This window comes from Micromonospora auratinigra, assembly GCF_900089595.1.
Classification (GTDB): Bacteria; Actinomycetota; Actinomycetes; order Mycobacteriales; family Micromonosporaceae; genus Micromonospora; species Micromonospora auratinigra.
In genome coordinates this window covers 1,910,346-1,936,452 of the sequence record NZ_LT594323.1, presented here as the reverse complement: position 1 = coordinate 1,936,452, position 26,107 = coordinate 1,910,346, and the positions used below count along the sequence as shown (strand labels likewise).

The 26,107-nt window shown below is 74.5% G+C and carries 25 protein-coding genes and 1 pseudogene; 14 read left to right on the top strand and 12 right to left on the bottom strand.

The genetic code is table 11. The annotated features are described in order from the left end of the window. The first annotated feature begins 40 nt into the window (after window positions 1-40). Both GA0070611_RS08850 and GA0070611_RS08845 read left to right on the top strand, forming a co-directional pair. Window positions 41-2,842 (top strand): DEAD/DEAH box helicase, encoded by a 2,802-nt coding sequence (locus tag GA0070611_RS08850; protein WP_091660640.1) that lies wholly within the window; start codon window positions 41-43, stop codon window positions 2,840-2,842. Between the two features lie 163 nt (window positions 2,843-3,005). Further along, window positions 3,006-3,893 carry an MHYT domain-containing protein gene (locus GA0070611_RS08845; protein ID WP_091672680.1) on the top strand — a complete coding sequence of 296 codons (888 nt, stop codon included), beginning with the start codon at window positions 3,006-3,008 and terminating at the stop codon, window positions 3,891-3,893. 53 nt (window positions 3,894-3,946) lie between these two features. Here the strand turns inward: GA0070611_RS08845 and GA0070611_RS08840 are convergent, their stop codons facing one another. Further along, window positions 3,947-4,867 carry a 5'-3' exonuclease gene (locus GA0070611_RS08840; protein WP_157740267.1) on the bottom strand — a complete coding sequence of 307 codons (921 nt, stop codon included), beginning with the start codon at window positions 4,865-4,867 and terminating at the stop codon, window positions 3,947-3,949. Between the two features lie 89 nt (window positions 4,868-4,956). Between GA0070611_RS08840 and GA0070611_RS08835 the strand changes: the two genes are divergently transcribed. From GA0070611_RS08835 to GA0070611_RS08825, 3 genes are all read left to right on the top strand, one after another. Beyond that, on the top strand, window positions 4,957-5,409 hold the full coding sequence (locus GA0070611_RS08835) for a MarR family winged helix-turn-helix transcriptional regulator (protein ID WP_091660636.1): 453 nt from the start codon (window positions 4,957-4,959) through the stop codon (window positions 5,407-5,409). Between the two features lie 12 nt (window positions 5,410-5,421). Continuing rightward, entirely contained in the window at window positions 5,422-6,312 is an 891-nt protein-coding gene (locus tag GA0070611_RS08830; RefSeq protein WP_091660631.1) for a haloalkane dehalogenase, read from the top strand. A gap of 71 nt (window positions 6,313-6,383) precedes the next feature. Then, window positions 6,384-7,457 carry a DUF4037 domain-containing protein gene (locus GA0070611_RS08825; RefSeq protein ID WP_091660628.1) on the top strand — a complete coding sequence of 358 codons (1,074 nt, stop codon included), beginning with the start codon at window positions 6,384-6,386 and terminating at the stop codon, window positions 7,455-7,457. A 3-nt stretch (window positions 7,458-7,460) separates the two neighbouring features. Here GA0070611_RS08825 and GA0070611_RS08820 read toward each other — a convergent pair whose 3' ends face one another. Beyond that, on the bottom strand, window positions 7,461-8,726 hold the full coding sequence (locus GA0070611_RS08820; protein ID WP_091672675.1) for an MFS transporter: 1,266 nt from the start codon (window positions 8,724-8,726) through the stop codon (window positions 7,461-7,463). An 82-nt stretch (window positions 8,727-8,808) separates the two neighbouring features. Between GA0070611_RS08820 and GA0070611_RS08815 the strand changes: the two genes are divergently transcribed. After that, window positions 8,809-9,693: a winged helix-turn-helix transcriptional regulator gene (locus GA0070611_RS08815; RefSeq protein ID WP_091660625.1), complete on the top strand. Its 885-nt coding sequence runs from the start codon at window positions 8,809-8,811 to the stop codon at window positions 9,691-9,693. A 9-nt stretch (window positions 9,694-9,702) separates the two neighbouring features. Here GA0070611_RS08815 and GA0070611_RS08810 read toward each other — a convergent pair whose 3' ends face one another. Continuing rightward, entirely contained in the window at window positions 9,703-10,626 is a 924-nt protein-coding gene (locus tag GA0070611_RS08810; protein ID WP_091660622.1) for a serine hydrolase domain-containing protein, read from the bottom strand. Between the two features lie 291 nt (window positions 10,627-10,917). On the opposite strand from GA0070611_RS08810, the gene GA0070611_RS08805 reads away from it, so the two are divergent. Then, window positions 10,918-13,488, top strand: a complete 2,571-nt coding sequence (locus tag GA0070611_RS08805) for a discoidin domain-containing protein (protein WP_091660618.1) — start codon at window positions 10,918-10,920, stop codon at window positions 13,486-13,488. 44 nt (window positions 13,489-13,532) lie between these two features. Here the strand turns inward: GA0070611_RS08805 and GA0070611_RS08800 are convergent, their stop codons facing one another. The 4 genes from GA0070611_RS08800 to GA0070611_RS08785 form a co-directional block, all read right to left on the bottom strand. Further along, on the bottom strand, window positions 13,533-14,252 hold the full coding sequence (locus GA0070611_RS08800) for a glycosyltransferase family 2 protein (protein ID WP_091660615.1): 720 nt from the start codon (window positions 14,250-14,252) through the stop codon (window positions 13,533-13,535). Window positions 14,253-14,427: 175 nt separating this feature from the next. Then, the gene (locus GA0070611_RS08795) at window positions 14,428-15,060 is read right to left on the bottom strand and encodes an ElyC/SanA/YdcF family protein (RefSeq protein WP_091660612.1); all 633 of its coding nucleotides are present in this window, start codon (window positions 15,058-15,060) and stop codon (window positions 14,428-14,430) included. A gap of 76 nt (window positions 15,061-15,136) precedes the next feature. Then, window positions 15,137-15,409, bottom strand: a complete 273-nt coding sequence (locus GA0070611_RS08790; RefSeq protein ID WP_091660610.1) for a DUF4873 domain-containing protein — start codon at window positions 15,407-15,409, stop codon at window positions 15,137-15,139. After that, window positions 15,406-16,113: a TetR family transcriptional regulator gene (locus tag GA0070611_RS08785; protein WP_091660606.1), complete on the bottom strand. Its 708-nt coding sequence runs from the start codon at window positions 16,111-16,113 to the stop codon at window positions 15,406-15,408. Before GA0070611_RS08785 ends, GA0070611_RS08790 begins: the two co-directional genes overlap by 4 nt. 50 nt (window positions 16,114-16,163) lie before the next feature. Here GA0070611_RS08785 and GA0070611_RS08780 point away from each other — a divergent pair, with 50 nt between their 5' ends. Next, window positions 16,164-17,057, top strand: a complete 894-nt coding sequence (locus GA0070611_RS08780) for an AurF N-oxygenase family protein (RefSeq protein ID WP_091660602.1) — start codon at window positions 16,164-16,166, stop codon at window positions 17,055-17,057. Between the two features lie 48 nt (window positions 17,058-17,105). Here GA0070611_RS08780 and GA0070611_RS08775 read toward each other — a convergent pair whose 3' ends face one another. The 5 genes from GA0070611_RS08775 to GA0070611_RS08755 form a co-directional block, all read right to left on the bottom strand. Continuing rightward, a complete protein-coding gene (locus GA0070611_RS08775; RefSeq protein WP_091660599.1) occupies window positions 17,106-18,578 on the bottom strand; it encodes a cellulase family glycosylhydrolase in 1,473 nt (490 codons plus the stop codon). A gap of 148 nt (window positions 18,579-18,726) precedes the next feature. Continuing rightward, entirely contained in the window at window positions 18,727-19,014 is a 288-nt protein-coding gene (locus GA0070611_RS08770) for a BON domain-containing protein (protein ID WP_091660594.1), read from the bottom strand. Beyond that, on the bottom strand, window positions 19,008-19,553 hold the full coding sequence (locus GA0070611_RS08765) for an STAS domain-containing protein (protein WP_091660590.1): 546 nt from the start codon (window positions 19,551-19,553) through the stop codon (window positions 19,008-19,010). Before GA0070611_RS08765 ends, GA0070611_RS08770 begins: the two co-directional genes overlap by 7 nt. Continuing rightward, window positions 19,550-19,891, bottom strand: a complete 342-nt coding sequence (locus tag GA0070611_RS08760) for a hypothetical protein (RefSeq protein WP_231921381.1) — start codon at window positions 19,889-19,891, stop codon at window positions 19,550-19,552. Before GA0070611_RS08760 ends, GA0070611_RS08765 begins: the two co-directional genes overlap by 4 nt. A 9-nt stretch (window positions 19,892-19,900) precedes the next feature. Then, window positions 19,901-20,278 carry an STAS domain-containing protein gene (locus GA0070611_RS08755; RefSeq protein WP_091660586.1) on the bottom strand — a complete coding sequence of 126 codons (378 nt, stop codon included), beginning with the start codon at window positions 20,276-20,278 and terminating at the stop codon, window positions 19,901-19,903. A gap of 152 nt (window positions 20,279-20,430) precedes the next feature. Between GA0070611_RS08755 and GA0070611_RS08750 the strand changes: the two genes are divergently transcribed. The 6 genes and pseudogenes from GA0070611_RS08750 (at window position 20,431) to GA0070611_RS08730 (ending at window position 26,081) form a co-directional block, all read left to right on the top strand. Further along, window positions 20,431-21,102 carry a response regulator transcription factor gene (locus GA0070611_RS08750; protein ID WP_091660583.1) on the top strand — a complete coding sequence of 224 codons (672 nt, stop codon included), beginning with the start codon at window positions 20,431-20,433 and terminating at the stop codon, window positions 21,100-21,102. Next, complete coding sequence (locus GA0070611_RS08745; protein ID WP_091660580.1) at window positions 21,099-22,448, top strand: sensor histidine kinase; 1,350 nt, start codon at window positions 21,099-21,101, stop codon at window positions 22,446-22,448. The genes GA0070611_RS08750 and GA0070611_RS08745 overlap by 4 nt, the downstream gene beginning before the upstream one ends. Next, window positions 22,448-23,008 carry a GerMN domain-containing protein gene (locus GA0070611_RS08740; RefSeq protein WP_167604413.1) on the top strand — a complete coding sequence of 187 codons (561 nt, stop codon included), beginning with the start codon at window positions 22,448-22,450 and terminating at the stop codon, window positions 23,006-23,008. Before GA0070611_RS08745 ends, GA0070611_RS08740 begins: the two co-directional genes overlap by 1 nt. A 199-nt stretch (window positions 23,009-23,207) precedes the next feature. Continuing rightward, the gene (locus GA0070611_RS08735; protein ID WP_091660571.1) at window positions 23,208-24,017 is read left to right on the top strand and encodes a SigB/SigF/SigG family RNA polymerase sigma factor; all 810 of its coding nucleotides are present in this window, start codon (window positions 23,208-23,210) and stop codon (window positions 24,015-24,017) included. A gap of 293 nt (window positions 24,018-24,310) precedes the next feature. Next, a pseudogene (locus tag GA0070611_RS32490) lies at window positions 24,311-24,679 on the top strand (HAMP domain-containing protein); the annotation flags it as partial. A gap of 28 nt (window positions 24,680-24,707) precedes the next feature. Continuing rightward, window positions 24,708-26,081, top strand: coding sequence for an ATP-binding protein (locus GA0070611_RS08730; RefSeq protein WP_231921380.1), 1,374 nt, complete (start codon window positions 24,708-24,710; stop codon window positions 26,079-26,081). Window positions 26,082-26,107 lie beyond the last annotated feature (26 nt).

Below are 26,107 nucleotides of genomic sequence, written 5' to 3'. Positions count from 1 at the left end.
TGGCGGGTGGTCGTCGGTGGTACCGATTAATCTTGACCACATGTCGAGCCCCGCCGAGCGGTACGCCGCGGCGCGCCGTCGGGCCGCCGAGGCGTCCGCCTTCCCGGCCCTGCACGAATTCGCCCGCGATCTGGGGTTCGACCTCGACGACTTCCAGCGGGAGGCGTGCGAGGCCCTGGAGCGTGGCAGCGGGGTGCTGGTCTGCGCCCCGACCGGCGCCGGCAAGACGGTGGTCGGCGAGTTCGCCGTGCACCTCGCCCTGCGGGGCGGGCCGGGAGCGCCGGCGGCCGCCGACGGGGGCGCCGCCGCGACCACCCGGCGCAAGTGCTTCTACACCACGCCGATCAAGGCGCTGTCCAACCAGAAGTACCACGACCTGGTGGACCGCTACGGCGTCGAGCAGGTCGGGCTGCTGACCGGCGACAACGCCATCAACGGCGACGCGCCCGTGGTGGTGATGACCACCGAGGTGCTGCGCAACATGCTCTACGCCGGCTCGGCCACCCTGGAGGGCCTGGCGTACGTGGTGATGGACGAGGTCCACTACCTGGCCGACCGGTTCCGCGGCGGGGTGTGGGAAGAGGTGATCATCCACCTGCCCGCCTCGGTCACCCTGGTCTCCCTTTCGGCCACCGTCTCCAACGCCGAGGAGTTCGCCGACTGGCTGGTCACCGTGCGCGGTGAGACGGCCGTGGTGGTCAGCGAGCACCGGCCGGTGCCGCTCTGGCAGCACATGCTGGTCGGCAAGCGGATGTTCGACCTGTTCCACGACGCCGACGCGGCGCGCAAGCACGACGTCCATCCGGAGCTGCTGCGCTACACCCGGGACACGGTCCGCCGGCTGGAACTGGGCGAGGGCCGCAGCGCCGGCCCCGGTGGCGGCCGCCGCGGCCCCCGCTGGCGCGGGCCGATGCGCCCCGACATCGTCGACCGGCTCGACCGCGAGGGCCTGCTGCCGGCGATCCTGTTCATCTTCAGCCGGGCCGGCTGCGCCGCCGCCGTGCAGCAGTGCCTCGCCGCCGGGCTGCGTCTGACGTCGCCCGAGGAGCGCGCCGAGATCCGTCAGGTGGTCGAGTCGCGGGTCACCGCCATCCCCGGCGAGGACCTCAGCGTGCTCGGCTACTGGGAGTGGCTCGACGGCCTGGAGCGTGGGCTCGCCGCCCACCACGCCGGCATGCTGCCGGTGTTCAAGGAGGTCGTCGAGGAGCTCTTCGTCCGAGGGCTGGTCAAGGCGGTCTTCGCGACCGAGACCCTCGCCCTGGGCATCAACATGCCGGCCCGGTGCGTGGTGCTGGAGCGGCTGGTCAAGTACAACGGCGAGGCCCACGTCGACCTCACCCCGGGGGAGTACACGCAGCTCACCGGCCGGGCCGGGCGGCGGGGCATCGACGTCGAGGGGCACGCGGTGGTGGTCTGGTCACCCGAGACCGACCCCCGGCACGTGGCCGGCCTCGCCTCCACCCGCACCTATCCGCTGCGGTCCAGCTTCCGGCCGTCGTACAACATGGCGGTCAACCTGGTCGGCACCGTCGGCGCGGAGCCGGCCCGGGCGCTGCTGGAGTCGTCGTTCGCGCAGTTCCAGGCGGACCGGTCGGTGGTCGGCCTGGCCCGGCAGGTGCAGCGCAACACCGAGACCATCGAGGCGTACGGCGTCGAGGCGGCCTGCCACCAGGGCGACTTCGACGAGTACTTCGCGCTGCGGGTGGCCATCGCCGACCGGGAGCGCGCCATTGCCCGGCAGGGGCAGACCCAGCGCAAGGCGGCGGCCGTCGCCTCCCTGGAGCGGCTGCGGGTCGGCGACGTCATCCGGGTCCCCTCCGGCCGGCGGGCCGGCCTGGCGGTGGTCCTCGATCCGGCCACCGGCGGCTTCGGCGAGCCCCGGCCGCTGGTGCTCACCCAGGACCGGTGGGCCGGCCGGGTCAGCCCCGGCGACTTCACCACCCCGGCCGAGGTGCTGGCCCGGATCCGGGTGCCGAAGCACTTCAACCACCGTTCCCCGGCCGCCCGGCGGGATCTCGCCGCCGAGGTCAGCGGCACCGGGCTGGACCGGCACGGCGGTCGGCGCGGCGGCCGGTCCCGGCAGCCCGTCGGCGAGGACCACCGGCTCACCCAGCTCCGCGGTGAGCTGCGCCGGCACCCCTGCCACGCCTGCCCGGAGCGGGAGGAGCACGCCCGCTGGGCGGAGCGCCGCCGGCGCCTGGAGCGCGACACCGAGGAGCTGCGCGAGCGGGTGGCCGGCCGGACCGGTTCGCTTGCCCGTACCTTCGACCGGATCGTGGCGCTGCTGACCACCCGCGGCTACCTCTCCGCCGACGGCGGGGTCACCGACGCCGGCCGGATGCTCGGCCGGATCTGGACCGAGGCCGACCTGCTGGTCGCCGAGTGCCTGCGCCGCCGGGTGTGGGACGGTCTCTCGCCGGCCGAACTGGCCGCCGCCGTGTCGGTGGTGGTGTTCGAGGCCCGCCGGGACGTCGACGAGCGGGCCGGCCTGCCGCGCGGCCCGGTCTCCGAGGCGGTCGAGCAGACGTTGAAGCTGTGGGGCGACATCGAGGCCGACGAGGCCGCCCGGGGCCTGACGGTCACCCGCGAGCCCGACCTCGGTTTCGCCTGGCCGGTCTACCGCTGGGCCCGGGGCGAGGCGCTCGCGAAGGTGCTCGCCAGCGGTCACCAGATCGACGGCGAGATGCCGGCCGGCGACTTCGTCCGCTGGGCCCGGCAGGTGGTCGACCTGCTGGGTCAGCTCGCCGACTCCGGCGGCGCGTCGACCGAGCTGCGGGCCACCGCACGGCAGGCGATCGCGGCCGTCAACCGGGGCGTGCTGGCCTACCACGCCGCGGCCTGACCTCACTGTCCGTAGTTGCCGGACGGCAATCGACGCATCGCTGGGTCACTGTGACGGCACCCCCCGACATCCCCGGGGGGCGCTGTCACACCCGGCCGTGGCCTGCCCGATCATGGGTGGGGCGCGGGTCGCGCGCCGGTGACGCATGGGGGGAATGGCCGCGGTGGCGGAGATCAATCACTTCGAGTACGGGTGGATCACACCCGCGCTCAGCTACACGCTGTCCGTGCTCGGCTCGGCCCTCGGCCTGGTCTGCGCCGGCCGGATCCGGACCGCCCAGACCCCCGGTGCGCGGGCCTGGTGGGGGCTGCTCGCCGCCTGGGCGATCGGCGGCACGGCCATCTGGGCCATGCACTTCATGGCGATGCTCGGCTTCGCCGTCGCCGGCACCCGGATCCGCTACGACGTGCCGCTGACCGCCGCCAGCACGGTGATCGCGGTGGTGGCCGTGGGCATCGGGCTGGCGATCGTCGGCACCGGCCGGCTCGCCGCGCCCCGGCTGCTGGCCGGGGGCGTGTTCACCGGCGCCGGGGTGGCGGCCATGCACTACACCGGGATGGCCGCGATGCGACTCGACGGCAGCCTCTCCTACGACCGCCTCCGGGTGGCGCTCTCGGTGCTGATCGCCGTGGTGGCGGCCACCGTGGCGCTCTGGCTGGCGATGACCGTCCGGCGGGGACTGGCGATCGCCGCCTCCGCGCTGGTCATGGGCATCGCGGTCAACGGCATGCACTTCACCGGCATGAGCGCCCTGTCGGTGCATCCGCACGAGCGGACCGGCGAGGTGACCGGCGCCGAGGTGAGCGGTCTGCTGGTGCCGATCGTGCTGGCGGTGGTCTTCGGCGTGGTCGGGCTGGTCTACGCGCTGCTGGCCGCGCCGACCGACGACGACCGGGCGGGTACGGCGTACCTGGACGCGCGCCGGGACACCGAACCGGTCGGGGCGGTCACCCCGGAGCCGGCGCCGGACCCGGTGGGTCTGCGCGCCCGGAGCACGCTCGGCCAGCCCGGCACGCCGTTCCCGTCCCGCCGGTCCACCCCGCCCCGCTGACCGCCCCGTCCGGCGGTCCCGCCCGCTGACCGCCCGGCGCCCGCGGCCGCTGGTCAGGAGCCGCCGGCGAGCGCGTCGACCAGCCGGCGGCAGGAGCCGGCCAGGTTCCACCGCTGGGCCAGCTCCAGCAACCGCTCCGGGTCGGCCGGCGCGCTCGGCAGTGCGGTGGTCAGTGCGGGCAGCGGCACGTCGGTGGCGACCCGCACCACCTTCGGCGCGACCGCCAGGTAGTCGCGGGCCCCGGTCAGCTTGGCCCGCAGACCGGGGGCGAAGCCGGAGCCCGGGTCGTCGAGCGCGGCGAGGATGCCGGGCAGCCCGTCGTAGCGCTCGATGAGCCGGGCGGCGGTCTTCTCGCCCACCCCGGGCACGCCGGGCAGCCCGTCGGACGGGTCGCCGCGCAGCGCCGCGAAGTCCGCGTAGCGGTCGGCGGGCACACCGTAGCGGGCGCGGACCGCGGCGTCGTCGCAGTCGTCCAGCTTGGCCACGCCGCGCCCGACGTAGAGCAGCCGCACCTGGCGTACGTCGTCGACGAGTTGGAACAGGTCCCGGTCGCCGGAGACCACCTCGACCGGCCCGGGCTGGGTCACCGAGAGGGTGCCGAGCACGTCGTCGGCCTCGTAACCGGTCGCGCCGACCGCGGTGATGCCGAGCGCGTCGAGCACCTCCAGGATCATCGGGACCTGCGGGGAGAGGGTGTCCGGCACCTCCTCGCCGCCCTCCGGCGCCACCCGGTGCGCCTTGTACGAGGGGAGCAGGTCGACCCGCCACGCCGGCCGCCAGTCGTAGTCGAGCGCGCACACCATCCGGTCGGGCCGGCGGGTGCGCACCAGTTGGGCGAGCATGTCGAGGAAGCCGCGGACGGCGTTGACCGGCTGGCCGTCGTCCGTCCGCGCCGCCGACTCGGGGATGCCGAAGTAGGCGCGGAAGTAGAGGCTGGGCGAGTCGATCAGCAGGATCGGGGATGGCTGGGGCACCCCGACAGCCTGGCACAGGCCCCGGACGGAATGGGGGAGGCCCGGCCAGATGCTAGCCATGTACATAATGGCCATGTACGGTTTCTGGCATGAGTGGAACACCGAGCCCCGGCCATCTGGTCTGGCGGCTGGCGATGCGGTGGCGGGTGGCCGTCGACCGGGCCCTGGCCCCGATCGGCCTGACCCACGCCCAGTACGTGCTGCTCTCCTCGCTGCACGCCCTCGGGCGGACCGGGCGACACCCCAGCCAGCGGGAGCTGGCCGACCACACCGGCCTGGAGGCGCTCTACGTGTCCAAGCTGGCCCGGGCGCTGGAGACCGACGGGCTCGTCGCCCGGACCCGCGACCCGGAGGACACCCGGGTGGTCCGCCTCGCCCTCACCGAGCGCGGCCAGCAGGTGGTCCGGCCCGCCATCGACACGGTCCAGCGCCTGCTGGACCAGCTCCTCGCGCCGCTCGGCGGTCGGGGTGACCCGCGCACCGCCGCGTTCACCGCCGAGCTGAGCGCGCTGCTCGACGTCCCGCTCGGCCCCTCCGACTGACGAAGGACGCACATGCCCGACACGCGCGTGCTCGACACGACCATCCACCACGAGGAGTCCGGCAGCGGCCCCGCCGTCGTCTTCCTGCACGGCAACCCCAGTTCCTCCCACACCTGGCGGTCGGTGCTTCCCGGCGTGGGCCCCGGGCGGCTGCTCGCGCCCGACCTGATCGGCATGGGCCGCTCCGGCCGGCCCGCCGTCGACTACCGCTTCGCCGACCATGCCCGCTACCTGGATGCCTGGTTCGACGCGCTCGACCTGGGGCAGGTCGTCCTGGTGGGTCACGACTGGGGTGGCGCGCTGGCCTTCGACTGGGCCGCCCGGCACCCCGACCGGGTCCGCGGGATCGCCTTCCTGGAGACCATCGTCAAGCCGATGGCATGGGCCGACCTCTCCCCGCAGGCGCGCGCCCGCGCCGAGGCGATCCGCACCCCGGGGGCCGGGGAGCGGCTGGTCCTCGAGCAGGACCTGCTGATCCGGCAGGCGTTCACCGGTGGGGTGCTGACCCCGCTCGCCGAGGCGGAGCTGGCCGCCTACCTCGCCCCGTACCCGACCCCGCAGAGCCGGCGGCCGCTGCTCGCCTGGGCGCGCCAGCTGCCGCTCGGCGGCGACCCCGCCGAGCTGGTCGCCCGGGTCGAGGCGTACGACGAGTGGCTGGCCGGCAGCGCCGAGGTGCCGAAGCTGCTGCTGACCTTCGAGGGCTCACCGACCCTGCTGATCACTCCCGAGCTGGCCGAGTGGTGCGCCGCCCACATCGCGGCGCTGGAGACGGTGGCCTGCGGCCCGGCCGGGCACCACGCCACCGAGGACCGGCCGGCGGAGATCGCCGCCGCCCTCGCCGCCTGGCTGGATCGGCACGGGCTGCGCGGCGAGCCGGCCGACCGGCCGCGCCCGCCGTCCTGACCGTCGGGGGGTGGGTGGCGGACGGCGGGAAATGCGGCGACGCCACGGGCCGACGTCCGCAGACTGGGCGGGTGACCTTCGTACCCGGGTTGACCCTGGCCCGCCGCTTCCACGACGAGATGGTCGGGCCGTTGCTCGCCGCGCGCCTGCCCGGCCTGCGCTACGCCGCCGGCCTGCTCGACGGCGGGTCGGAGCTGCTCGGCCTGGACACGGCGCGCTCCACCGACCACGACTGGGGTCCGCGCGCCCAGCTCTTCGTCGCCGACCCGGCCGAGGTCGCCCCGGTACGGGCGGTGCTGGCCGCCGGGCTGCCGGCGCGGTTCCTCGGCTGGCCCACCCGCTTCCTGGGCGGCCCGGAGGCCCGACTCGGGGTGGCCCGGGCCGACGGCGACCGGCACGGGGTGAGCGTCGACGAGCTGGGCGGCTGGCTGCACGGACGGCTGGGGTTCGACCCGCGCGCCGGGCTGGGGGTGACCGACTGGCTGTCGGTGCCGACGCAGCGGCTGGCGGAGCTGACCGGCGGGGCGGTCTTCCACGACGGGCTCGACGGTGCGCTCACCGCCGTCCGGGAACACCTGCGGTGGTATCCGGACGACGTCTGGCGGTACGTGCTGGCCGCCGGGTGGCAGCGCGTCGGCCACGCCGAGCACCTGGCCGGCCGGTGCGCCGAGGTCGGTGACGAACTGGGCAGTCAGGTGGTCGCCGCCGGGCTGGCCCGGGACCTGATGCGGCTCGGCCTGCTGCTGCACCGGCGCTGGCCACCGTACGCCAAGTGGCTCGGCACCGTGTTCGCCACGCTGCCGGTGGCGGCCCCGGTGGTGGCGGCGTTGCGCACGGCGCTCGGGCCGGGTGACTGGCCGGCCCGGGAGGCCGGACTGGTCCGGGCGCTGGAGGCCGTGGCGACCTGGACCAACGACGCGGGGCTGGCCGCCCGGGTCGACCCGGGCGTCCGACCGTTCCACGACCGGCCGTTCCGGGTGCTGCGCGCCGACCGGTTCGTCACCGTGCTGCGGGCCGCGATCACCGACCCCGGGCTGCGCGAGCGCCCGCCGGTCGGGGCCGTCGACCAGTACCTCGACAACGTCGACGTGCTCACCCACCCGGACCGGGTCCGTCCGGTCGCGGCGGCGGTGCTGCCGGGCTGACCGTCAGCCGACCGGCACGGTGCTCGGGCGGTCCCCGGGTTCGTCGACGGCGAGGTCGGTCAGGTCCCGCAGCCGCCGGACCGGGGAGAGCAGCAGCGCGAGTGGCGCCAGCACCGACGCCGCGGCGAAGGCGAACAGGGTGACCCGTGCGCCGGCGGGACCGGCGAGCGCGCCCGCCACCAGCCCGCCCACCGGGATCGCCCCCCAGGAGACGAAGCGGACGGTGGCCATCACCCGGGAGAGCAGCGCCGGCGGGCTGGCGGTCTGCCGGTAGGTGCGGGTGGTCACGCTCAGCACCACCACCCCGCCGGCGAAGAGCACGTTGCCGGCGGCGAAGGCGAGGTACGCCGACCAGCCGGTGCCCACCGGGACCAGGAACGCGCCCCCGGCGGCGACGAGGCAGGCGACCACCAGCGACCTCGCGGTGCCCCAGCGGCCGGTGATCCACGGCGTGAACGTGGCCCCGACCAGTGAGCCGACCCCTTCGACAGCGAGCAGCACGCCGACCAGGGCGGCCGGGGAGTGCAGCTCCCGCACCAGGTAGAGCGGGTAGACGGCGAGCTGCGCGCCGCAGACGAAGTTGACCGCGGTGGCTGTCCACATGGCCGGCCCCATCACCGGGTGGCGGGTGACGTACCGCCAGCCCTCGGCGATCATCGCGCGGACCGGTGGCCACCGGTCGGGGGCGTCGACCCGGCGGGCCGGCAGCGACCACAGCAGCGCGGCCGAGACCAGGTAGCTGACCGCGTCGAAGAGGACCGCCGGCACCGCGCCCAGCGCCTGCACGGCGACGCCGCCGAGCGGCGGGCCGCTGAGCTGGGTGGCCGCGTGTGTGGCGGAGGTCAGGCTGTTGCGGGCGTGCAGCTGGTCGCGGCCGACGATGGCGGGCAGGAAGGTGGCGTTGGCGACGTCGAAGAGCACGTCGGCGAAGCTCACCACCAGCGCCACCACGACCAGCTGGGCGATGCTCAACCGGTCGTACCACCAGGCCACCGGGACGGAGGCCACCGCGACGGCCCGGGCCAGGTCCGCGCCGACCTGGGCGCCGCGCAGCGGCAGCCGGTGCACGATCACGCCGGCGGGCAGCCCGATCACCAGCCAGGCGACGTAGCTGGCCGCCGCGATCAGGCCCATCTCGAAGGCGCTGGCGTCGAGCACCGTCAGTGCGGTCAGCGGCAGGGCGACCGCGCCGACCGCCGACCCCACCATGCTGGTGGTGCCGGCGGCCCACCAGCGCCAGAACACCCCGGCTCCCTGTACGACGGACATGCCGCCCACCCCCGATCCGAGCCAGTGCGTTCCAATTTGAAACGCACTATAGTCGAGCGGACCGGAGGACGGGAGGTGGGACGTGCGGAAAGCTGATCTGGGCGACGCCGACTGCGGCATCGCCCAGGCGTTGGGCGTGCTCGGCGACTGGTGGACGGTCCTGATCGTCCGGGAAGTCGCCGGGGGCACCACCCGCTTCGACGCCCTGCACCGGGAGCTCGGCGTCAGTCGGCGCGCGCTCACCGAGCGGCTCGCCGGGCTGGTCGAGCACGGTGTGCTGCACCGGCGGCCCTACTCGGCGCACCCACCCCGCCACGACTACCTGCTGACCGCCAAGGGGGAGGGGCTGCTGCCGGTGCTGGTCGCCCTCCAGGACTGGGGCACCCGGCACGTGCAGGGCGACGGCGCGCTCACCGCCACCGCCGCCGCCGGTTCGGCCGAGGCGCGCCGGGTGCACACCCTGGTCGACCGGCGGGTACCGGCGATGACCCTCGCGCGGCACGACGGCGGGACGGAGTCGCCGGCCCCGCCCGGCCGGTGGACCGTGCTCTACCTCTTCCCCGGGGCGTTCGCGCCGGGCGCCCAGGGCCTGCCGCCGGCCTGGGGGGAGATCCCCGGCGCCGTCGGGTGCACCCTGGAGTCCCGCACGTACGCCGACCGTTACGAGCTGTTCCGGGCCGCCGGCGCCGAGGTGCGCGGCGTGAGCACCCAGCGGCCGGACCAGCTGGCCGCGTTCGTGGCGCACGCCCGGCTGCCGTACCCGCTGCTCTCCGATGAGGACGGCCGGCTCGCCGCCGGCCTGCTGCTGCCCACCTTCCGGGCCGGCGGGGTGGACCGGTTCAAGCGGCTGACCCTGCTGGTCGACCCGACGGCGGTGGTGCGGGCGGTGCAGTTCCCGGTGACCGACCCGGCCGGCTCGGTCGACGAGATGCTCACCGAGGTGCGCCGCCGCACGGCCGGTCGGTGAGGGCAGTGTTCAGTCGAGCGCGGCCGCCAGGAGGGCCTGGAACGTCGCCGGGAAGACCGTCTCGGAGTTGCTGAGCAGCACGATGCGCCGGTGCTCGCCGGGCAGGCAGCCGGCGAAGGTGATGAAACCCGCGTTCATCCCACTGTGGTGGAACCACGGCCGCCCGCCGACCGTGCCGGTGAACCAGCCGTAGCCGTACCCGTCCTGCTTGGGTTCGAGGCCGGTCGGCTCCCGGGCGGTCACCATCAGCGTCCGGTACGGCTCGTCCAGCAGCCGGCCGTCGCGCAGCACGCCCAGCCAGGTGAGCATGTCCCCGGTGGTGGACCAGACGTCGCCGGCCCCCATGCCGACCACGTCGAGTTCCCAGGACGGCACCGGCCGCCCGTCCGGACCGTGCCCGCGCGCCAGGTCGGGGTGGCCCGCCCCGGAACCGGCGAAGGTCTGCGCCAGCCCGGCGGGTGCGAAGACCCGCTCGGCCAGCAGGTCGGCGTACGGCTGGTCGGCGACCCGCTGCGCCACCTGGGCCAGCAGCACGTACGCCGGGCTGCTGTAGTGCCACCGGGCCCCGGGGGCGAACAGCGGCGGCAGCCGGTGGAAGGTGTCCAGCAGCTCCGCCCACTCCACCGGCCGGGCCAGGTCGATCATCGGGTAGTCGTCCCAGTGCCCGATGCCCGAGGTGTGGGTGAGCAGCTGGTGCAGGGTCAGCTCGCGCCACTCGGGCGGGCTGGTGCCGAACCAGCGCCCGAGCGGGTCGTCGAGGGCCAGCGCGCCACCTCGGGCCAGCAGCAGCACGGCCGTGGCGGTGAACTGCTTGCTCACCGAGGCGAGCTGGAAGCGGGTGCCCGGCGGGCAGTCGGCGGCGGTGACCTCGGCGACGACCCGGTCGGCCACCGTGATCAGGGCTGAGCCGGGGAACTCCGGTAGGGCAGGCATCGCCCGACCCTACGTCGTGCGTCCGCCGCTGCGTGACCCTGCCCGGCAGGGCGCCGCCCGCGCTGGGCCGTCCGGTGCGACCCGGCATCCGGGCTCTGTCCCGGACCCCGCCCGAGCCGCGCAGCTCACGCAGTTAGTTCCGGACTTTTCACAAGGCGCGAAAAAAGTGTCGGGCGACCCCTCGATCCATTGACACCCACCACTTCCCGGGGAACTCTCCACCGGTACGGGGGACGGCGACGGCCGTCCCCCGTACCCGTCCGCTCCGCACCGCGTCCCCGGAGAGGTCCCATGTCACCGGTCCCACCCCGCCCCCGCCCGCCCCGCCGACTGCTCGCCGCACTGGCCGTCCTGCTCGCGACGGCCGCCCTGGTCGCCCCACCGTCCCCGGCCCGCGCCGCCGACCCGCTGCTGTCGCCGGGGCGGCCGACGACCGCGTCGTCCACCGAGAACGCCGGCACCCCGGCCGGCAACGCCACCGACGGCGACCCCGGCACCCGCTGGTCCAGCGCCTTCGCCGACCCGCAGTGGCTGCAGGTGGACCTCGGCGCGACCGCCGCCGTCTCCCGGGTCACCCTGGTCTGGGAGGCGGCGTACGCGCGGGCGTACCAGATCCAGACCTCGACCGACGGGAGCAGTTGGACCACCGTCTGGTCGACCACCGCCGGCGACGGCGGCACCGACGACCTGACCGTCAGCGGCACCGGCCGGTACGTGCGGATGTCCGGCACCGCCCGGGCCACCGCCTACGGCTACTCGCTCTTCGAGTTCCAGGTCTACGGCACCGTGGGCGCCGGCGGCTGCGACACCGCCACCAACGCCGCCCAGGGCCGGCCCGCCACCGCCTCCTCCACCGAGAACGCCGGCACCCCGGCGGGCGCGGCGGTCGACGGCAACCCGGGCACCCGCTGGTCCAGCGCCGCCGCCGACCCGCAGTGGCTCCAGGTAGACCTGGGCAGCGTCCGGACGCTGTGCCGGGTGGTGCTGACCTGGGAGGCCGCCTACGCGCGGGCGTACCAGATCCAGACCTCGACCGACGGCACCGCCTGGACCACCGTGGCCGCCACCACCACCGGTGACGGCGGCACCGACACCGTCGGCGTCAGCGGCACCGGCCGGTACGTGCGGATGTACGGCACCGTCCGGGCGACCGCCTACGGCTACTCGCTCTGGGAGTTCGCCGTGCACACCTCCGGCGGCACGACCATCCCCGGCGGGGGACCGCTCGGGCCGAACGTGCTCACCTTCGACCCGTCGATGTCCACGGCCACCATCCAGAGCCAGCTCGACACGGTCTTCCGCAGCCAGGAGTCCAACCAGTTCGGCACCCAGCGGTACGCGCTGATGTTCAAGCCCGGCGACTACTCCGGGATCAACGCGCAGATCGGCTTCTACACCTCGATCATGGGGCTCGGGCGGAACCCGGGTGACGTGCGCATCCACGGCGACGTCACCGTCGACGCCGGCTGGTTCAACGGCAACGCCACCCAGAACTTCTGGCGCTCGGCGTCCAACCTGCAGGTCTTCCCGTCCGCCGGGTTCACCCGCTGGGCGGTCTCGCAGGCCGCGCCGTTCCGTCGGATGGACATCCAGGGCGACCTGAACCTGGCCCCGAACGGGTACGGCTGGGCCAGCGGCGGGTACATCGCCGACAGCCGAGTCACCGGGAAGGTGCAGCCGTACTCCCAGCAGCAGTGGTACACCCGGGACAGCAACGTCGGCGGGTACCTCAACGCGGTCTGGAACGTGACCAACTCGGGCGTCGTCGGGGCACCCGCCACCAGTTTCCCGAACCCGCCGTACACCACCCTGGCGCAGACCCCGGTCAGCCGGGACGCCCCGTACCTGTACCTGGACGCGGCCGGCGCGTACCAGGTGTTCGTGCCGTCGACCCGGACCAACGCCGTCGGCGCGTCCTGGCTCGGCGGCGCCACCCCCGGCACCTCGATCCCGCTGAGCCAGTTCTACGTGGCGTACCCGGGCGACTCCGCCGCGACCATCAACGCCGCGCTCGCCCAGGGGCTGCACCTGCTGCTGACCCCCGGGATCTACCCGGTCGCGGAGACCATCGCCGTGACCCGGCCCGGCACCGTCGTGCTCGGCCTCGGCTTCCCGACCCTGATCCCGCAGAACGGCGTCACCGCCATGTCCGTCGCCGACGTCGACGGGGTCCGGCTGGCCGGGGTGCTCTTCGACGCCGGCCCGGTCAACTCGCCGGTGCTGCTCCAGGTCGGACCGACCGGCGCGACCGCCGGGCACGCCGCCGACCCCACCTCGATCCAGGACGTCTTCTTCCGCATCGGCGGCGCCGGCGCGGGTAGGGCGACCACCAGCCTGGTGGTCAACCAGCGCGACGCCCTGATCGACCACATCTGGGCCTGGCGGGCCGACCACGGCACCGGCGTCGGCTGGACGGTGAACACCGCCGACACCGGCCTGATCGTCAACGGCGACAACGTCACCGCGCTCGGCCTCTTCGTCGAGCACTACCAGAAGCACGAGGTGATCTGGAACGGCGACAACGGCCGGGTGGTCTTCTTCCAGAACGAGTTGCCGTACGACCCGCCCAGCGCGTCGGCCTGGACGAACGGGTCGAGGGTCGGTTACGCGGCGGTCAAGGTGGCCGACCCGGTCACCGCGTTCGAGGGCTGGGGGATGGGCAGCTACTGCTACTTCAACGTGGACCCGACCATCGCCGCGTACCACGCGTTCGAGGCGCCGACGACGCCCGGCGTCCGGTTCCACGACCTGCTCACCGTCTCGCTGGGCGGCAACGGGTCCATCACCCACGTGATCAACGACACCGGCGCGACCGCGCAGGGCACCAGCACGGTGCCGGTGAACCTGGTCAGCTATCCGTGACCGGTCGGGCGGCGGCGGGTCACCGACCCGCCGCCGCCGGTGGGTCAGCGTCCCGGGTGGACCGCCCGGTGCCCGGCCGCCAGCGGACGGGTCACCGCGAACCGCAGCAGCGCCCCGTAGATGCGGGCCGAGTCGGCCAGCGCGGAGAAGTGCGACGACGGGTTTCCCGCCTGGTAGCGGGTGGGGATCGGCACCTGCTCGATCGGGTGGCCGTCGCGGGCGGCGTGCAGCAGCATGTTCATCTCGTACTCGAACCGCTCGCCGGGGACGGTGCCGAGCCAGTCCAGCAGGCCGGCGGGGAACGCCCGCAGCCCGGTCTGGGTGTCGCGCACCGGGCAGCCGGTGGCGAGCCGGAACAGGTCGGCGGTGAGGGTGTTGCCGAGCCGGCTGCGCAGCGGCACCTCGCCGTCGAACCGGCGTACGCCGAGGGTCAGCGCCCCGGTCTCGCGCATCCGTTCGGCGACCCGGACGACGTCCTCGGCCCGGTGCTGCCCGTCGGCGTCGACGCAGACGACGTCCCGGCCCGGATGGTCGTCGGCGGCGTACCGGAAACCGGTCTTCAGCACCACGCCCTTGCCGCGGTTGACCCGGCGGCGCAGCACCGTGGCGCCCCGGTCGCGGGCCGCCACGAGGACGTCCTCGGCCCGGTCGTCGCTGCCGTCGTCCACCACCACCGGATGCCCGTCGGGGGCCACGGCGGCCAGGTCGTCGAGGAGTCCCAGCAACTGCTTCCCCGGCTGGTAGACCGGAAACAGAACGATCACTGAACCTCCCGCGCGTGGCTGCCGCGGGGGCGCGCCACCGGCGGCGACCGACGCCGCCAGTCGGGCCGGTCGCGACCGTCCTTACCCGACGGCCACGACCGCCAATCCGGCTCACCGTCGCCGGCCGCGGCCGCCGATCCGGCTCACCGCCGCCGGCCACGACCGCCGATCCGGCTCACCGTCGCCGGCCACCACCGGCGAGCCGGGCGATGCCGCGCTCCCGGCGCAACAGCCGCGCCGGGTCCCGCACGCCGAGGTAGCCGAGCCGGGCGGCGGCCCGCAGCGCCCGCTCCCGCCGCCAGGGCCCGCCCGGCGTGTCGTCCGGGGTCGGGACGTCCCGCAGCGCCGGGCCGGCCAGCCCGAGCACCTTGCCGGCGAGGAACCGGACCCGGGGCAGGTGCCAGGGGTGCGAGACCAGCCCGAGCGGCCGGTCGGCGTCGAACTCCCGGTCGGCGAGCAGGCCGTCCTCGACGGTGTGCACCAGGTTCTGCAGGGTGGTGCGGGACCGGGTCTCGGCGTGCAGGTCCGCGTGCCGGTCGAGGCCGGCGGCCCGGGCGGCGGCCAGCATCAGCTCGCCCTCCCGGGCGCCCGGCGGCGGCGAGGCCACCTCGTGCCGCCCGTGCGGCCAGCCGCCGGTGAAGACCACCCGCGCGGCGGCGGCCCGCCGGAACGCCGCCGCGTGCGCGGCCACGTAGGCGACGGCGGCGTCGACGCGCGCGGCGCTCTCCGGGGTGAGCCGGTAGCCGGCGGCGTCGCGCTGCACGCCGCGCCCGAACACCAGCAGCACGGTGGCGGTCGGCGACGTCACGCACGGCTCCCTTCACGGTCGACAAGATCTCCACCGTACGCCGGAGGCCGTCGCGCGCCGACCCGGAACCGGACGGTCAGTCGTCGGTCCGCACCGGCCAGGGCGGTGCGCCGACCCCGGTGACCCGGACCCCGCCCCACGGGTCGACCTCGCTGAGCCGGGCCCGCACGGTCCGGTCGCCGACCCGCAGCTCCACCTCGCGGCGGCCGGAGCGCAGCAGCCGGACCAGCCTCGGCTCCGGCTCGATCCGCCCGGCCCAGTGGTAGCGGCCGTCCACCGGCTCCCAGCGCCCGGTCCCGTGCAGGCGTACCTCGGTGCCGGCCACCCACGCCGGCCCGTGCCAGGTCACGGCTCGGTCCGCTCGTGCGCGCGGGTCAGCTCGGGCGGCAGGTCCGCGCCGCGGCGTACCCCCTCGATACCGCTCCACAGCAGCGTGGTCAGGTAGTCGGTGAGCGCGGCCCGGCGGATCGGCTGGCCGTGCGTGGTCCACCAGTCGCCGACCGCCTGCACGAAACCGACCAGGCCGTACGCCCACGGCTCGGCGGGGCCGGCGTCGAGCCCGAGGGCGCGTAGCCGGTCGCCGATGGCGCGGGCCAGCCCGGCGGCCACCTGCCGGCTGGTGCCGGCGACGACCTGGTGGATGCCGGGGTGGCCGGCCTGGTGCAGCAGGAACCGGTAGAGGGCGGGTTCGGATTCGACGATCCCGAGGTACGCGTCGATGGTCGCCTCGACCAGCGCCCGCTCCTCCCGGACCTGCTCGATCGCCGGGGTGATGGCGTCGACGACCCGGGCCGCGACGACTTCGCTGACCGCCAGCCAGAGCTGGGACTTGTCGGCGAAGTAGCGGTAGAGCACCGGCTTGGAGACGCCGGCCGTGGCGGCCACCTGGTCCATGTCGACCTGTGGACCGTGCCGCAGCAGCGCCTGCACGGCGGCGGAGATCAGCTCGTGGCGGCGCTGTTCGCGATGACCGGCCCAGCGGTCCCGCCGGCCGGAACGCCGGGGTTCCGGTGCGGCATCCGGTCCATTGACATCGGTGGAGGTGCGCTGCATGCTACCACTCGTAACAGTTACCGGAAGTTACGTCAATGCCGGGAGGGGTCATGGAGAGCGGCTTCCCGCGCGAGGCGGTCGCCACCCGGCTGCTGACCGCCTCGGTCCGGACCAGCTACGACCCCACCGTCGACATCGACTGGTCGGCGCCGCTCCGGCCCGGGGCGTACTGGCTGCCGCCGGAGCGCAGCAGCCTCTACGGCACGCCTCTCTGGGACGGGCTCAGCGATGAGCAGCGCGTCGAGCTGACCAAGCACGAGGTGGCCAGCGCGGCCGGTGCCGGGATCTGGTTCGAGACGATCCTGATGCAGATGCTGATCCGGCACTACTACGACGCCGACCCGACCAGCCGGCACGCCCAGTACGCGCTCACCGAGGTCGCCGACGAGTGCCGGCACTCCATCATGTTCGGTCGGCTCATCGAGGCCACCGGCTGCCCGGTCTACCGCGCCGACCCGGTCGACCACCTGCTCGGCCGCTGGCTCAAGGCCACCGCGACCGGCCCGCAGATGTACGCGGCCATCCTGATCGCCGAGGAGATCCTGGACAGCTTCCAGCGGGAGATCATGAACGACGAGTCGCTCCAGCCGCTGATCCGGATGGTGTCGCGCATCCACGTGGTGGAGGAGGCCCGGCACGTGCGCTTCGCCCGCGACGAGCTGACCCGCCAGGTCGAGGCGGCCGGTCCGGTGGCGCTGGGCTACGCCCGGTTCGTGATCGGCCGGGCCGCGTACTCGATCACCCGCCGGCTGGTCCACCCCCGGGCGTACGCGGCGGTGGGCATCGCCCCGGCGGTCGGCCGCGCGGCGGCCCGGGCGAACCCGCACTGGCGGGCGACGCTGCGCTGGTCCGCGCAGCGCATCGCCGGGCACCTCACCGAGCTGGGCCTGGTGGCCGGGCCCGGCCGGCTGCTCTGGCGGCGGGCCGGGCTGCTCGGCGACTGAGCCGCCGGCGGCGGCCCACCTGGGGAGGGCCGCCGCCGGCAACCGCGCTCAGGCGGTCGGGAAGTTGTCCGGGGTACGGATGCGGTTGCGCATGAAGGTGCCCGACTCGGTGAGCACCGAGGTGCCCGCGTAGGTGCCGCCGTAGCAGGTGCCCGGCTTGAACGCCGCGCTGCCCTCACCGGCGTCGGAGTACGTCCAGTTCGCGTAGCTGATCTTCAGCCGGTCCAGCAGGTCCAGCCAGGCGGTGCTGCTGGCCGTGTCGACCGCGCCGTCACCGGTGTAGGTGACGGTGCCGAACTCGGTGACGAACAGCGGCAGCCGGCTCGCGGCCCGGCTCAGCTCGTTGCGGTAGTTGTCCTTGTGCGACGCGGCGTAGAAGTGGAACGTGTACATGATGTTGTCGGCGCGCACCGGGTTGTTGACGATCTCGTCGGAGTTGCTGCCGTCGGAGACACCGAGCGAGGACCAGCCGCGGGTGCCGACGATGACCACCGCGTCCGGGTCGTTGGCCCGGATCACCGGGATGACCTGCTCGGCGTAGTTCTTGATGGTCGACCAGCCGACGCCGTTGGGCTCGTTGGTGATCTCGTAGATCACGTTCTTCTTGGCGGCGTTGCGGGCCGAGACCGCGTTGAAGAAGGTCTTCGCCCGGTCCAGGTTGTACGTCGGGTCACCGGGGGTCAGCGTGTGGAAGTCGATCAACGCGTACATGCCGCGCGCCTCGGCCTGGTCCACCAGCGTGTTCACCCGGTTGGTGAAGCCCGACGGGTCGGTCTCGTACCCCTTCTCCTGCACGTACATGGCGATCCGCAGCAGGTCGGCCTGCCAGTCCTTGGCCAGCGCGTCGAGCGACGCGTCGTTGTAGCACTGGGCGAACCACTGCAGGCCGTGGGTGCTCATGCCGCGCAGCTGGATCGGCCGGCCGTACTGGTTGCAGAGGTTGACCCCGCAGACGCGCAGCTGGCCGTTGATCGCCACCGGGGTGGTGCCGGTGGGCGGCGGGGTGGTCGGCGGGGGCGTCGTCGGCGGCGGGGTGCTCGGCGGCGGCGAGCTGGGCGGCGGGGGAGCGGTGGTCGGCGGCGCGCTGGTCGGCGTCGTCTGCCCCGTGCAGGTGGTGCCGTTGAGGGTGAACGAGGTCGGGTTCGGGTTCGCGGTGGTCCACGAGCCGTTGAAGCCGATGGTGGTGCTCGCCCCGGTGGCCAGCGCGCCGTTGTAGTCGAGGCTGCGCGCGGTGACCGCGCTGCCGCTCTGCTGGTAGGTCGCCGACCAGCCCTGCGAGACGCGCTGGCCGGAGTCGGGGAAGCTGAAGCCCAGCGTCCAGTTGGTCACCGGGTCGCCCAGGTTCTTGATGGCGACGGTGGCGGTGAAGCCGCCCTGCCAGGAACTGGTGGTGTAGGTGACGGCGCAGCCGGTGGCCGCCGCGGCGTTGGTCATCGGCAGCAGGGCCGTCGCGGCCAGGGCGAGCGCGCCGACGGCGCCGCCCACGAGCAGGCGCCGGGACGGGCGCGGGATCGAGGTCATGCGGGATCGTCCGATCTGGTGGAGTGGTGAGGGGACGGTGCCCGTCGTGAACTCGCCCGGAAAGTTCGACGCGGCAGCCTCGGGAGCGCTCCCAAGCCGAAGGGTAGAGGGCGGCCCCGCATCGAGGCAAGCGTCGACCTGGCGCCGGTCACCGGGCCCGGCGACCGCCGGACAGGGCCAGCGCGTTGCAGACGTCGAAGACCCCCGGGATGTCCCAGGCGAGCTCACCGGCCGCCACCCGGGCCTCCCGGTCGGCGACGGTGCCGGTCAGGATCACCACCCGGTGCTGCACGCTGACGGCGATCCGCTGCCGCCGGGTGGTCCGGTCGAGGCTCAGCCGCTGGGCGACGAGCGCGGCGAGGCGGACGTCCTCGGCGTCCGGCACCGGCTCGTCGCCGGCGAACGGGAAGTCGGGATACGGCCAGGGCGTCACCACGGTCGGGCTCCGTTCGGTCGGGTCGGGGCGGGCGTCCGGGTGCGGGAGTCCACGACCGGGAAGACCCCGTCCAGGCGCATCGTGTGCAGCACGGTCAGCACGAACCGCGACGGCGCGACCAGGCACAGCCGCCGGCCCCGCTGCCGGGCGTCGCGGTGGGCGCGGACCAGCAGCCCGAGCCCGGCCGGGTCGATCACCTCGACGCCGGACAGGTCGACCAGTTCCCGGTCCGGCAGCCGGACGGCGTCGGTCAGCGCCCGGCGTACCGGGTCCACCAGGTCGTCGCCCCGCGGCGAGGTGTCGGCGGCGACCTCGTCCAGGTCGTCCAGGCCCAGGCCGTCCTCCGCGCCGCCGGCGGGCACGCTGCACCGGGGGCAGTGGTGCGGCCCGGAGGCGAACGGCGAGCCGACCCAGTCGTGCTCGAACACCAGGGTCCAGACCACCTCGGCGTCGGGCAGCACGCACCCCGCCCCGGTGACGGTGTCGCCGCACCCGTCGCAGATCAGCGTCATCAGCTGGTCGGCCGGCACCACGGTCATGGGCTCTCCTCCCGTCCGCTGCCCGGTCCGGCCGGGGGCCGCGCCCCGTGCGCCGGTGACCGGACCGCGCCGGGCCCGCCCGGCCGGCCGGCGGCCAGCACCGCGACTGCGACCGACGCGGCCGCGAACCCGCCCTGCACCAGCAGGGGCAGCACCGCCGGCCGGGTCGGCACCACGCCGACCAGCCCGAGCACGATGGCGCCGAGCAGCGCGGCGGCCACCCCGAGGGCCAGGGTCAGCCAGACCGGGGCCGCCGTGCGGCCCGCCACGACCAGGCGGGCCAACCCGCCCACCAGCAGGCCCACGACGAGCGAGTTCACCAACGTGTTGCCGTCCACGAGCGCTCCTCAGCGGGCCGGGACGACCCGGGCCCGGCCGCGGGCGGGCCCGGCCGGGGGACGCGGTCCGCCGGGCACGATCGGCACCGTCTCACCCAGCCGCGCGGTGTCGAGGATGCGCCGGATGCGCGGGTGCGGGTCGCGTACGGTCAGCGCGGCGCCCTGCCGGAGCAGCCGGCGGTGCACGTCGAGCAACAGCGCGACGGCGGCGGCGTCCACGCTGCGGCAGCCAGCCAGGTCGATGGTGACCTCCCGGGGACCCAGGGCGAGGATCCGGTCGAGGACGACCGCCACCTCCGACAGCCCGGCGCGGTCCAGCTCGTCGGTGATCTCCAGCTCCACCAGCGGCACGGCGCACTCGGGCGGGGACGGCGGGGCAGTGGTCATCGGCTCGGCTTCCTGACGTGGGTTCCGGGTCACTCGCCACTCTGCGCAGCGACCGTGGAGGTCGTCCCGCGGTTGTGTGACAGTTGTGTGACAAAAGCCGGGACCGGCTGACACGGTTGGGTGACCCGGACAGGTCCGGGGATGATGCGAACATGACGGCCGTACTACTGATCGAGGACGACGACCGGATCCGCCTCGCGCTGCTGCTCGCGCTGGAGGAGGAGGGCTACACGGCGTACGGGGCCGGCTCCGCCGAGGAGGGGCTGCGGCGGCAGCGGGAGACCCCGGCGGACAACGTGCTGATCGACCTGATGCTGCCCGGCATGGACGGCTTCGAGTGCATCCGTCAGCTGCGCCGCGACGACGACGTCCCGATCGTGGTGGTCAGCGCCCGTGACGACACCCACGACATCGTCGCGGCACTGGAGGCGGGTGCCGACGACTACGTGGTCAAGCCGGTCGCCATCAAGGAGCTCTCCGCCCGGCTGCGGGCCCTGCGCCGGCGCGGCCGGACCGCCCCGACGGTGCCCGCCCAGTTCTTCGGCGACCTGGAGATCAGCGCGGAGGCGGGCGAGGTGCGCCGGCACGGGCAGCCGGTGGCGGTGACCCGGACCGAGTTCCGGCTGCTCTGCGAGCTGGCCGAGCACGCCGGGCGGGTGCTGTCGCGCCAACAGCTGCTGAGCCGGGTCTGGGGCTACGAGACCGGCGACGAACGCCTGGTCGACGTGCACGTCGGCCGCCTGCGGCAGAAGATCGAGAGTGACCCCGCCAACCCCCGCCACCTGGTCACACTCCGCGGCCTCGGCTACAAGTTGCAGCGATGACCCGGCTCGGACTGCGGGCCCGGGTCACCGCGGGCTTCGCCGTCGGCGCGCTGCTGCTGGCGCTGGCCATGGCGCTCTTCTCGTACGACCTGACCCGCCGGTCGCTGCTCGACGAGCGGGAACGCGCCGCGGTGCGGGCCGCCCACTACGACGCCCTCGTGGTCCGCTCCGGGCTGGACACCGACACCCCCGACGTGGTGGCGGTGCTGCGCAGCCTGGACACCGGCAGCAGCCGCCGGCCGCTGCTGCACCTGCCCGACGGCTGGTACGCCCGCAACGCCGAGATGGGGGGCGGGGTGGTCCCGGTCGCGCTGCAACGGATGGTCGCCGACGGGCAGCCGGGGGTGCAGCGGATCCGCGTCGACGGGCAGCCGACCCTGCTGGTCGGCGTCCCGCTCGCCGACGGGGTGGGCTACTACGAGCTGACCTCGCTGCGCGAGGTCGAACAGACCTTCCAGGTGGTGGGGCTGGCGCTGACCGCCGTGGCGATCATGGTGGCCGGGGCCGGCGCCGCGCTCGGCTGGTACGCCACCCGGCACAGCCTGCGCCCGCTGACCGCGGTGGCGGACGCCGCCGAGCGGATCGCCGCGGGCGACTTCGCCACCCGGCTGGAGTCCACCACCGATCCGGACCTGACCCGGCTCTCCACCTCCTTCAACCACATGGTCGACCAGGTGGTACGGCGCGCCGAGCGGGACCGCCGGTTCGCCGCCGACGTGAGTCACGAGCTGCGTTCCCCGTTGCAGACCCTGGCCGCCGCCGCCAGCGTGCTGACCCGGCGCCGGGACCACCAGGACGAGCGGACGGCGACCGCCGCCGGGCTGGTGGCCGACGAGGTGGCCCGGTTCCAGCGACTGGTCGACGACCTGATCCAGTTGGCCCGCACCGAGCAGCCGGCGCAGCGGGAGCCGGTGGACGTCGCCGCGCTGGCGCGGGCCGTCTGCCGGGCCCGGTCCCTGCCGGAGCGCCTGGTCCAGGTGCCCGCCGGAACTCCCGTCCGGTGGCGGCTCGACCGGCGACGGGTCGAGCAGATCCTGCTCAACCTGCTCGACAACGCGATCCGGTACGGCGGCGGTCCGGTCGCCGTGCGGCTGTCGGTGCGCGACGGCGCGACGGGGGTGATCGACGTGGACGACGACGGCCCCGGGGTGCCCGACGCCGACCGGGAGAGCATCTTCGACCGCTTCGTGCGGGGGCGGGCCGCGCACGCCCGGGCCGGCACGGACGGCACGGGACTCGGCCTGGCCCTGGTCGCCCAGCACGCGGTCGCCCACGGGGGCCGGGCCGAGGTGCTCGACCGGCATCCCGGCGCCCGGTTCCGGGTCGAGTTGGGCCGGGTGCGGTGATGCGTCGCCGGCTCGTGACGGTCCTGCTGCCCGTGGCCCTGCTCGCCGGCTGCGGCGTACCGGTCGACGACGCGCCGCGACCGGTGTCCGCGCCGCCCGGGGTGGTGCCCAGCCGGACCGGCACGGCCACCGCGGATCCGGACGGACGCGTCGACGAGACGCTCTGCTTCGTGCGGGAGGACGGGTTGGCGGCGGTGACCCGACGGGTCGACGGCGTGTCGGGCGTCGACAGTCACCTCCAGCACCTGCTGGCCGGTCCGGACCCGGCGGAACGGGACCGGGGCCTGGCCACCGCCCTGCCCGGCACGATCACGGTCGCCGGTGCGACGGTGGCCGGCAGTCTGGTGACCGTCGACGTCCGGGAGGCCGGCGAGGAGACCGGTCGCAGCGACGACGTCCTCGCGTTCGGCCAGATCGTCTGCACGCTGACCCAGCGGCCCGAGGTGGACAGCGTCTCGTTCCGGCGCGACGGTCAGCCGTTGGAGGTGCCCCGGGCGGACGGTTCGCTCTCCGCGCTGCCGCTCACCGCCGCGGACTACCGCCCGCTGCTGCGCCGGTGAGCGGGCCGGTTCGCCCCGCTGTCCGGCCCTGTTGTGGCCCCCGTCGCACGATCTTCACCAAAGTCGGCCACCGTTCGTCCACTTCTAGGCGATATATCCATCGGCCGTTCGGTTGATTCCGTGCGGAACTTTGGTCTAGTGTGGCTGGCACGACCGGTGCTGGGAGGCACCCGTTCTCCTCAGGATCAGGAAGGGCAGCATGACCACGACGATGATCGCGCCGACGACCACCGAGGTGCACCGCGCTGCGGCGACCGGCGAGGAGACCCGCGCCAGCGAGCTGATCAACGCGCTCGCCGCCCTGCCGGCCGGGCACCCGGAGCGGGCGAACCTGCGCAACCAGGTCATCGAGGCGTGGCTGCCGCTGGCCAACCACCTCGCCGCCCGTTACAGCGGCCGCGGTGAGCCGGCCGGCGACCTGGCCCAGACCGCCGCCCTCGGCCTGATCAAGGCGGTGGACCGGTTCGACGCCTCCCGGGGCGTCGACTTCGCCGGCTTCGCCATCCCGACCATCCTGGGCGAGATCAAGCGCCACTTCCGCGACCGCACCTGGAACATCCGGGTCCCGCGTCGCCTCCAGGAGCTGCGGCTGCGCATCTCCGAGGCGAACAGCACCCTCACCCAGACCCTGAACCGGGCGCCCACCGTCGCCGACATCGCCGGCCACCTCGACATCACCGAGGAAGAGGTGCTGGAGGGCCTGGAAGGCGCCCGCGCGTACAACGCCGTCTCGCTCTCCACCCCGATCGGCGACGGCGACAGCGCCACCGAGCTCGGCGACACCCTCGGCACCGAGGACAACGAGTACGAGCTGGCCGAGCTGCGCGCCTCGCTCGGCCCGGCGCTGGCCACCCTCGACGAGCGTGAGCAGAAGATCCTCACCCTGCGCTTCTACGGCAACCTGACGCAGAGCGAGATCGCCGCGCAGGTCGGCGTGTCCCAGATGCACGTCTCCCGGCTGCTGGCCCGGGCGCTGACCAAGCTGCGCGGTCACCTGACCGAGGCCTGATCCGCCGTCGACCGACCGGCTCCCGCCGGACGGTCGTCACCCCCCGATCCACCGCACCGCCACCGGTTCTCCGGTGGCGGTGCGTCCGTGACCCGTCCCGCCCGCGTACGCCGCCCCGGCGCATGCGGGCGGGTCTGTGCATACTTGCGCGGTTGTTGTCGTGCCGGGGGCGGCTGCGTCCGGCTGTCTTCATGAGGACGGCAGTTGTGGTCGAGCAGACGGTTCCGCGGCGACGTGAGCACTCCGGCGCCCCGACGGCGGACCCCGACCTCCGGCAGTTGCTCGCCGGACTCACCGCGGTCCGCGACGGCGACTTCGGCACCCGGCTGCCGGAGGACGCCGACGGCCTGCTCGGCGAGATCGCCAGCGTGTTCAACGGCATGGTCGACCAGCTCTCCCTCTTCACCTCCGAGGTCACCCGGGTGGCCCGGGAGGTCGGTACCGAGGGACAGCTCGGCGGTCAGGCCGAGGTGCCTGGCGTCTCGGGCACCTGGAAGGACCTCACCGACTCGGTGAACGCCATGGCCGGCAACCTCACCGACCAGGTCCGCGACATCGCCGAGGTGGCCACAGCGGTGGCCCGGGGCGACCTGTCGCAGAAGATCACCGTGGACGTGCGCGGCGAGATCCTGGAGCTGAAGGACACCATCAACACGATGGTGGTTCGAGCTGTCCGCGCTGCGCGACTACGTGGACGCCACCTTCCGTCCGCTGACCACCCCGCGCGGGCTGGAGCTGGACATCGTCACCGGTCCGGGCGTGCCGACCCGGCTGCACACCGACGAGCAGCGGCTGCGGCAGGTGCTGCGCAACCTGGTCTCCAACGCGGTCAAGTTCACCGAGCAGGGGCAGGTCCAGCTGCGCATCGAGCGGGCCGCTCCGGCGGAGCTGCCGGCGGGCGTGGCGGCGACGGAGACGGTGCTCGCGTTCCGGGTCGTCGACACCGGCATCGGCATCGCCGAGCAGCACCTGACGGCGATCTTCGACGCGTTCCAGCAGGCCGACGGCACCACCAGCCGGCGTTACGGCGGCACCGGCCTCGGCCTGTCCATCAGCCGGGAGATCGCCCAGCTGCTCGGCGGGCAGATCACCGCACAGAGCGTGCTGGGCCGGGGCAGCACCTTCACCCTCTACCTGCCGGCGTCCCTGCCCGGCGCGTTGCCCGCCGAGAGTGTCGGCGGCCCGCTCGCGGTCGGCGGGACCGAGTCGGACCCCGAGCGCTGGGTGGCCCGGCAGCAGCGCCGGGTGCTGGTGCTCGAACCGCGCGAGAAGGGCCTGCTCACCCTGCTCACCCGGGGCGCGGTCGCCGAGACCGGGGGGCCGGTGGAGGTGGGCACGGCGGTGGACGCCCCCTCGGCCGTCGGCCTGCTCCGGGCGGCGCGGCACCACCTGCTCGTGGTGCAGCTCGAACCGTCCGAGGACGTCGGCGCGGCGCTGCTGACCGCCCTGCACGACGGTGACCTGGCCGGCCTGCCGGTGCTGGCCTACCACGGGCAGCCGCTCGCCCCGGGGCAGGAGACCCTGCTGCGGGGGCTCGCGGCCGATCGCCCGCTGGAGATCATCAGCAGCCTCGACGAGCTGCGGGAACGGGTGGTGCTGCACCTGTCCGCGGAGAACGCCGAGCGGGTGGTGCCGTTCGCCGCCCCGGCCGCCGACCGGGCCCCGGCCGCCGGTCCGGCCGCCCCGGACCTCGCCGGCCGCAAGGTGCTCGTGGTCGACGACGACGCGCGCAACGTGTTCGCCCTGACCAACATCCTGGAACTGCACGGCCTCGACGTGGTCTACGCCGAGAACGGCCGCAAGGGCATCGAGACGCTGATGCGGCACGACGACATCGACCTCGTGCTGATGGACGTGATGATGCCCGAGATGGACGGGTACGCGGCCACGGCGGCGATCCGCGCCATGCCGCGCTACGCCCAGCTGCCGATCATCGCGGTGACCGCGAAGGCGATGCGGGGTGACCGGGAGAAGAGCATCTCCTCGGGTGCGAGCGACTACGTCACCAAGCCGGTGGACGCGGAGGACCTGCTGACCTGCATCCACCGCTGGCTGAGCAGTTGAGTCGCCGGGCCGGGCGGGCCGGCCCG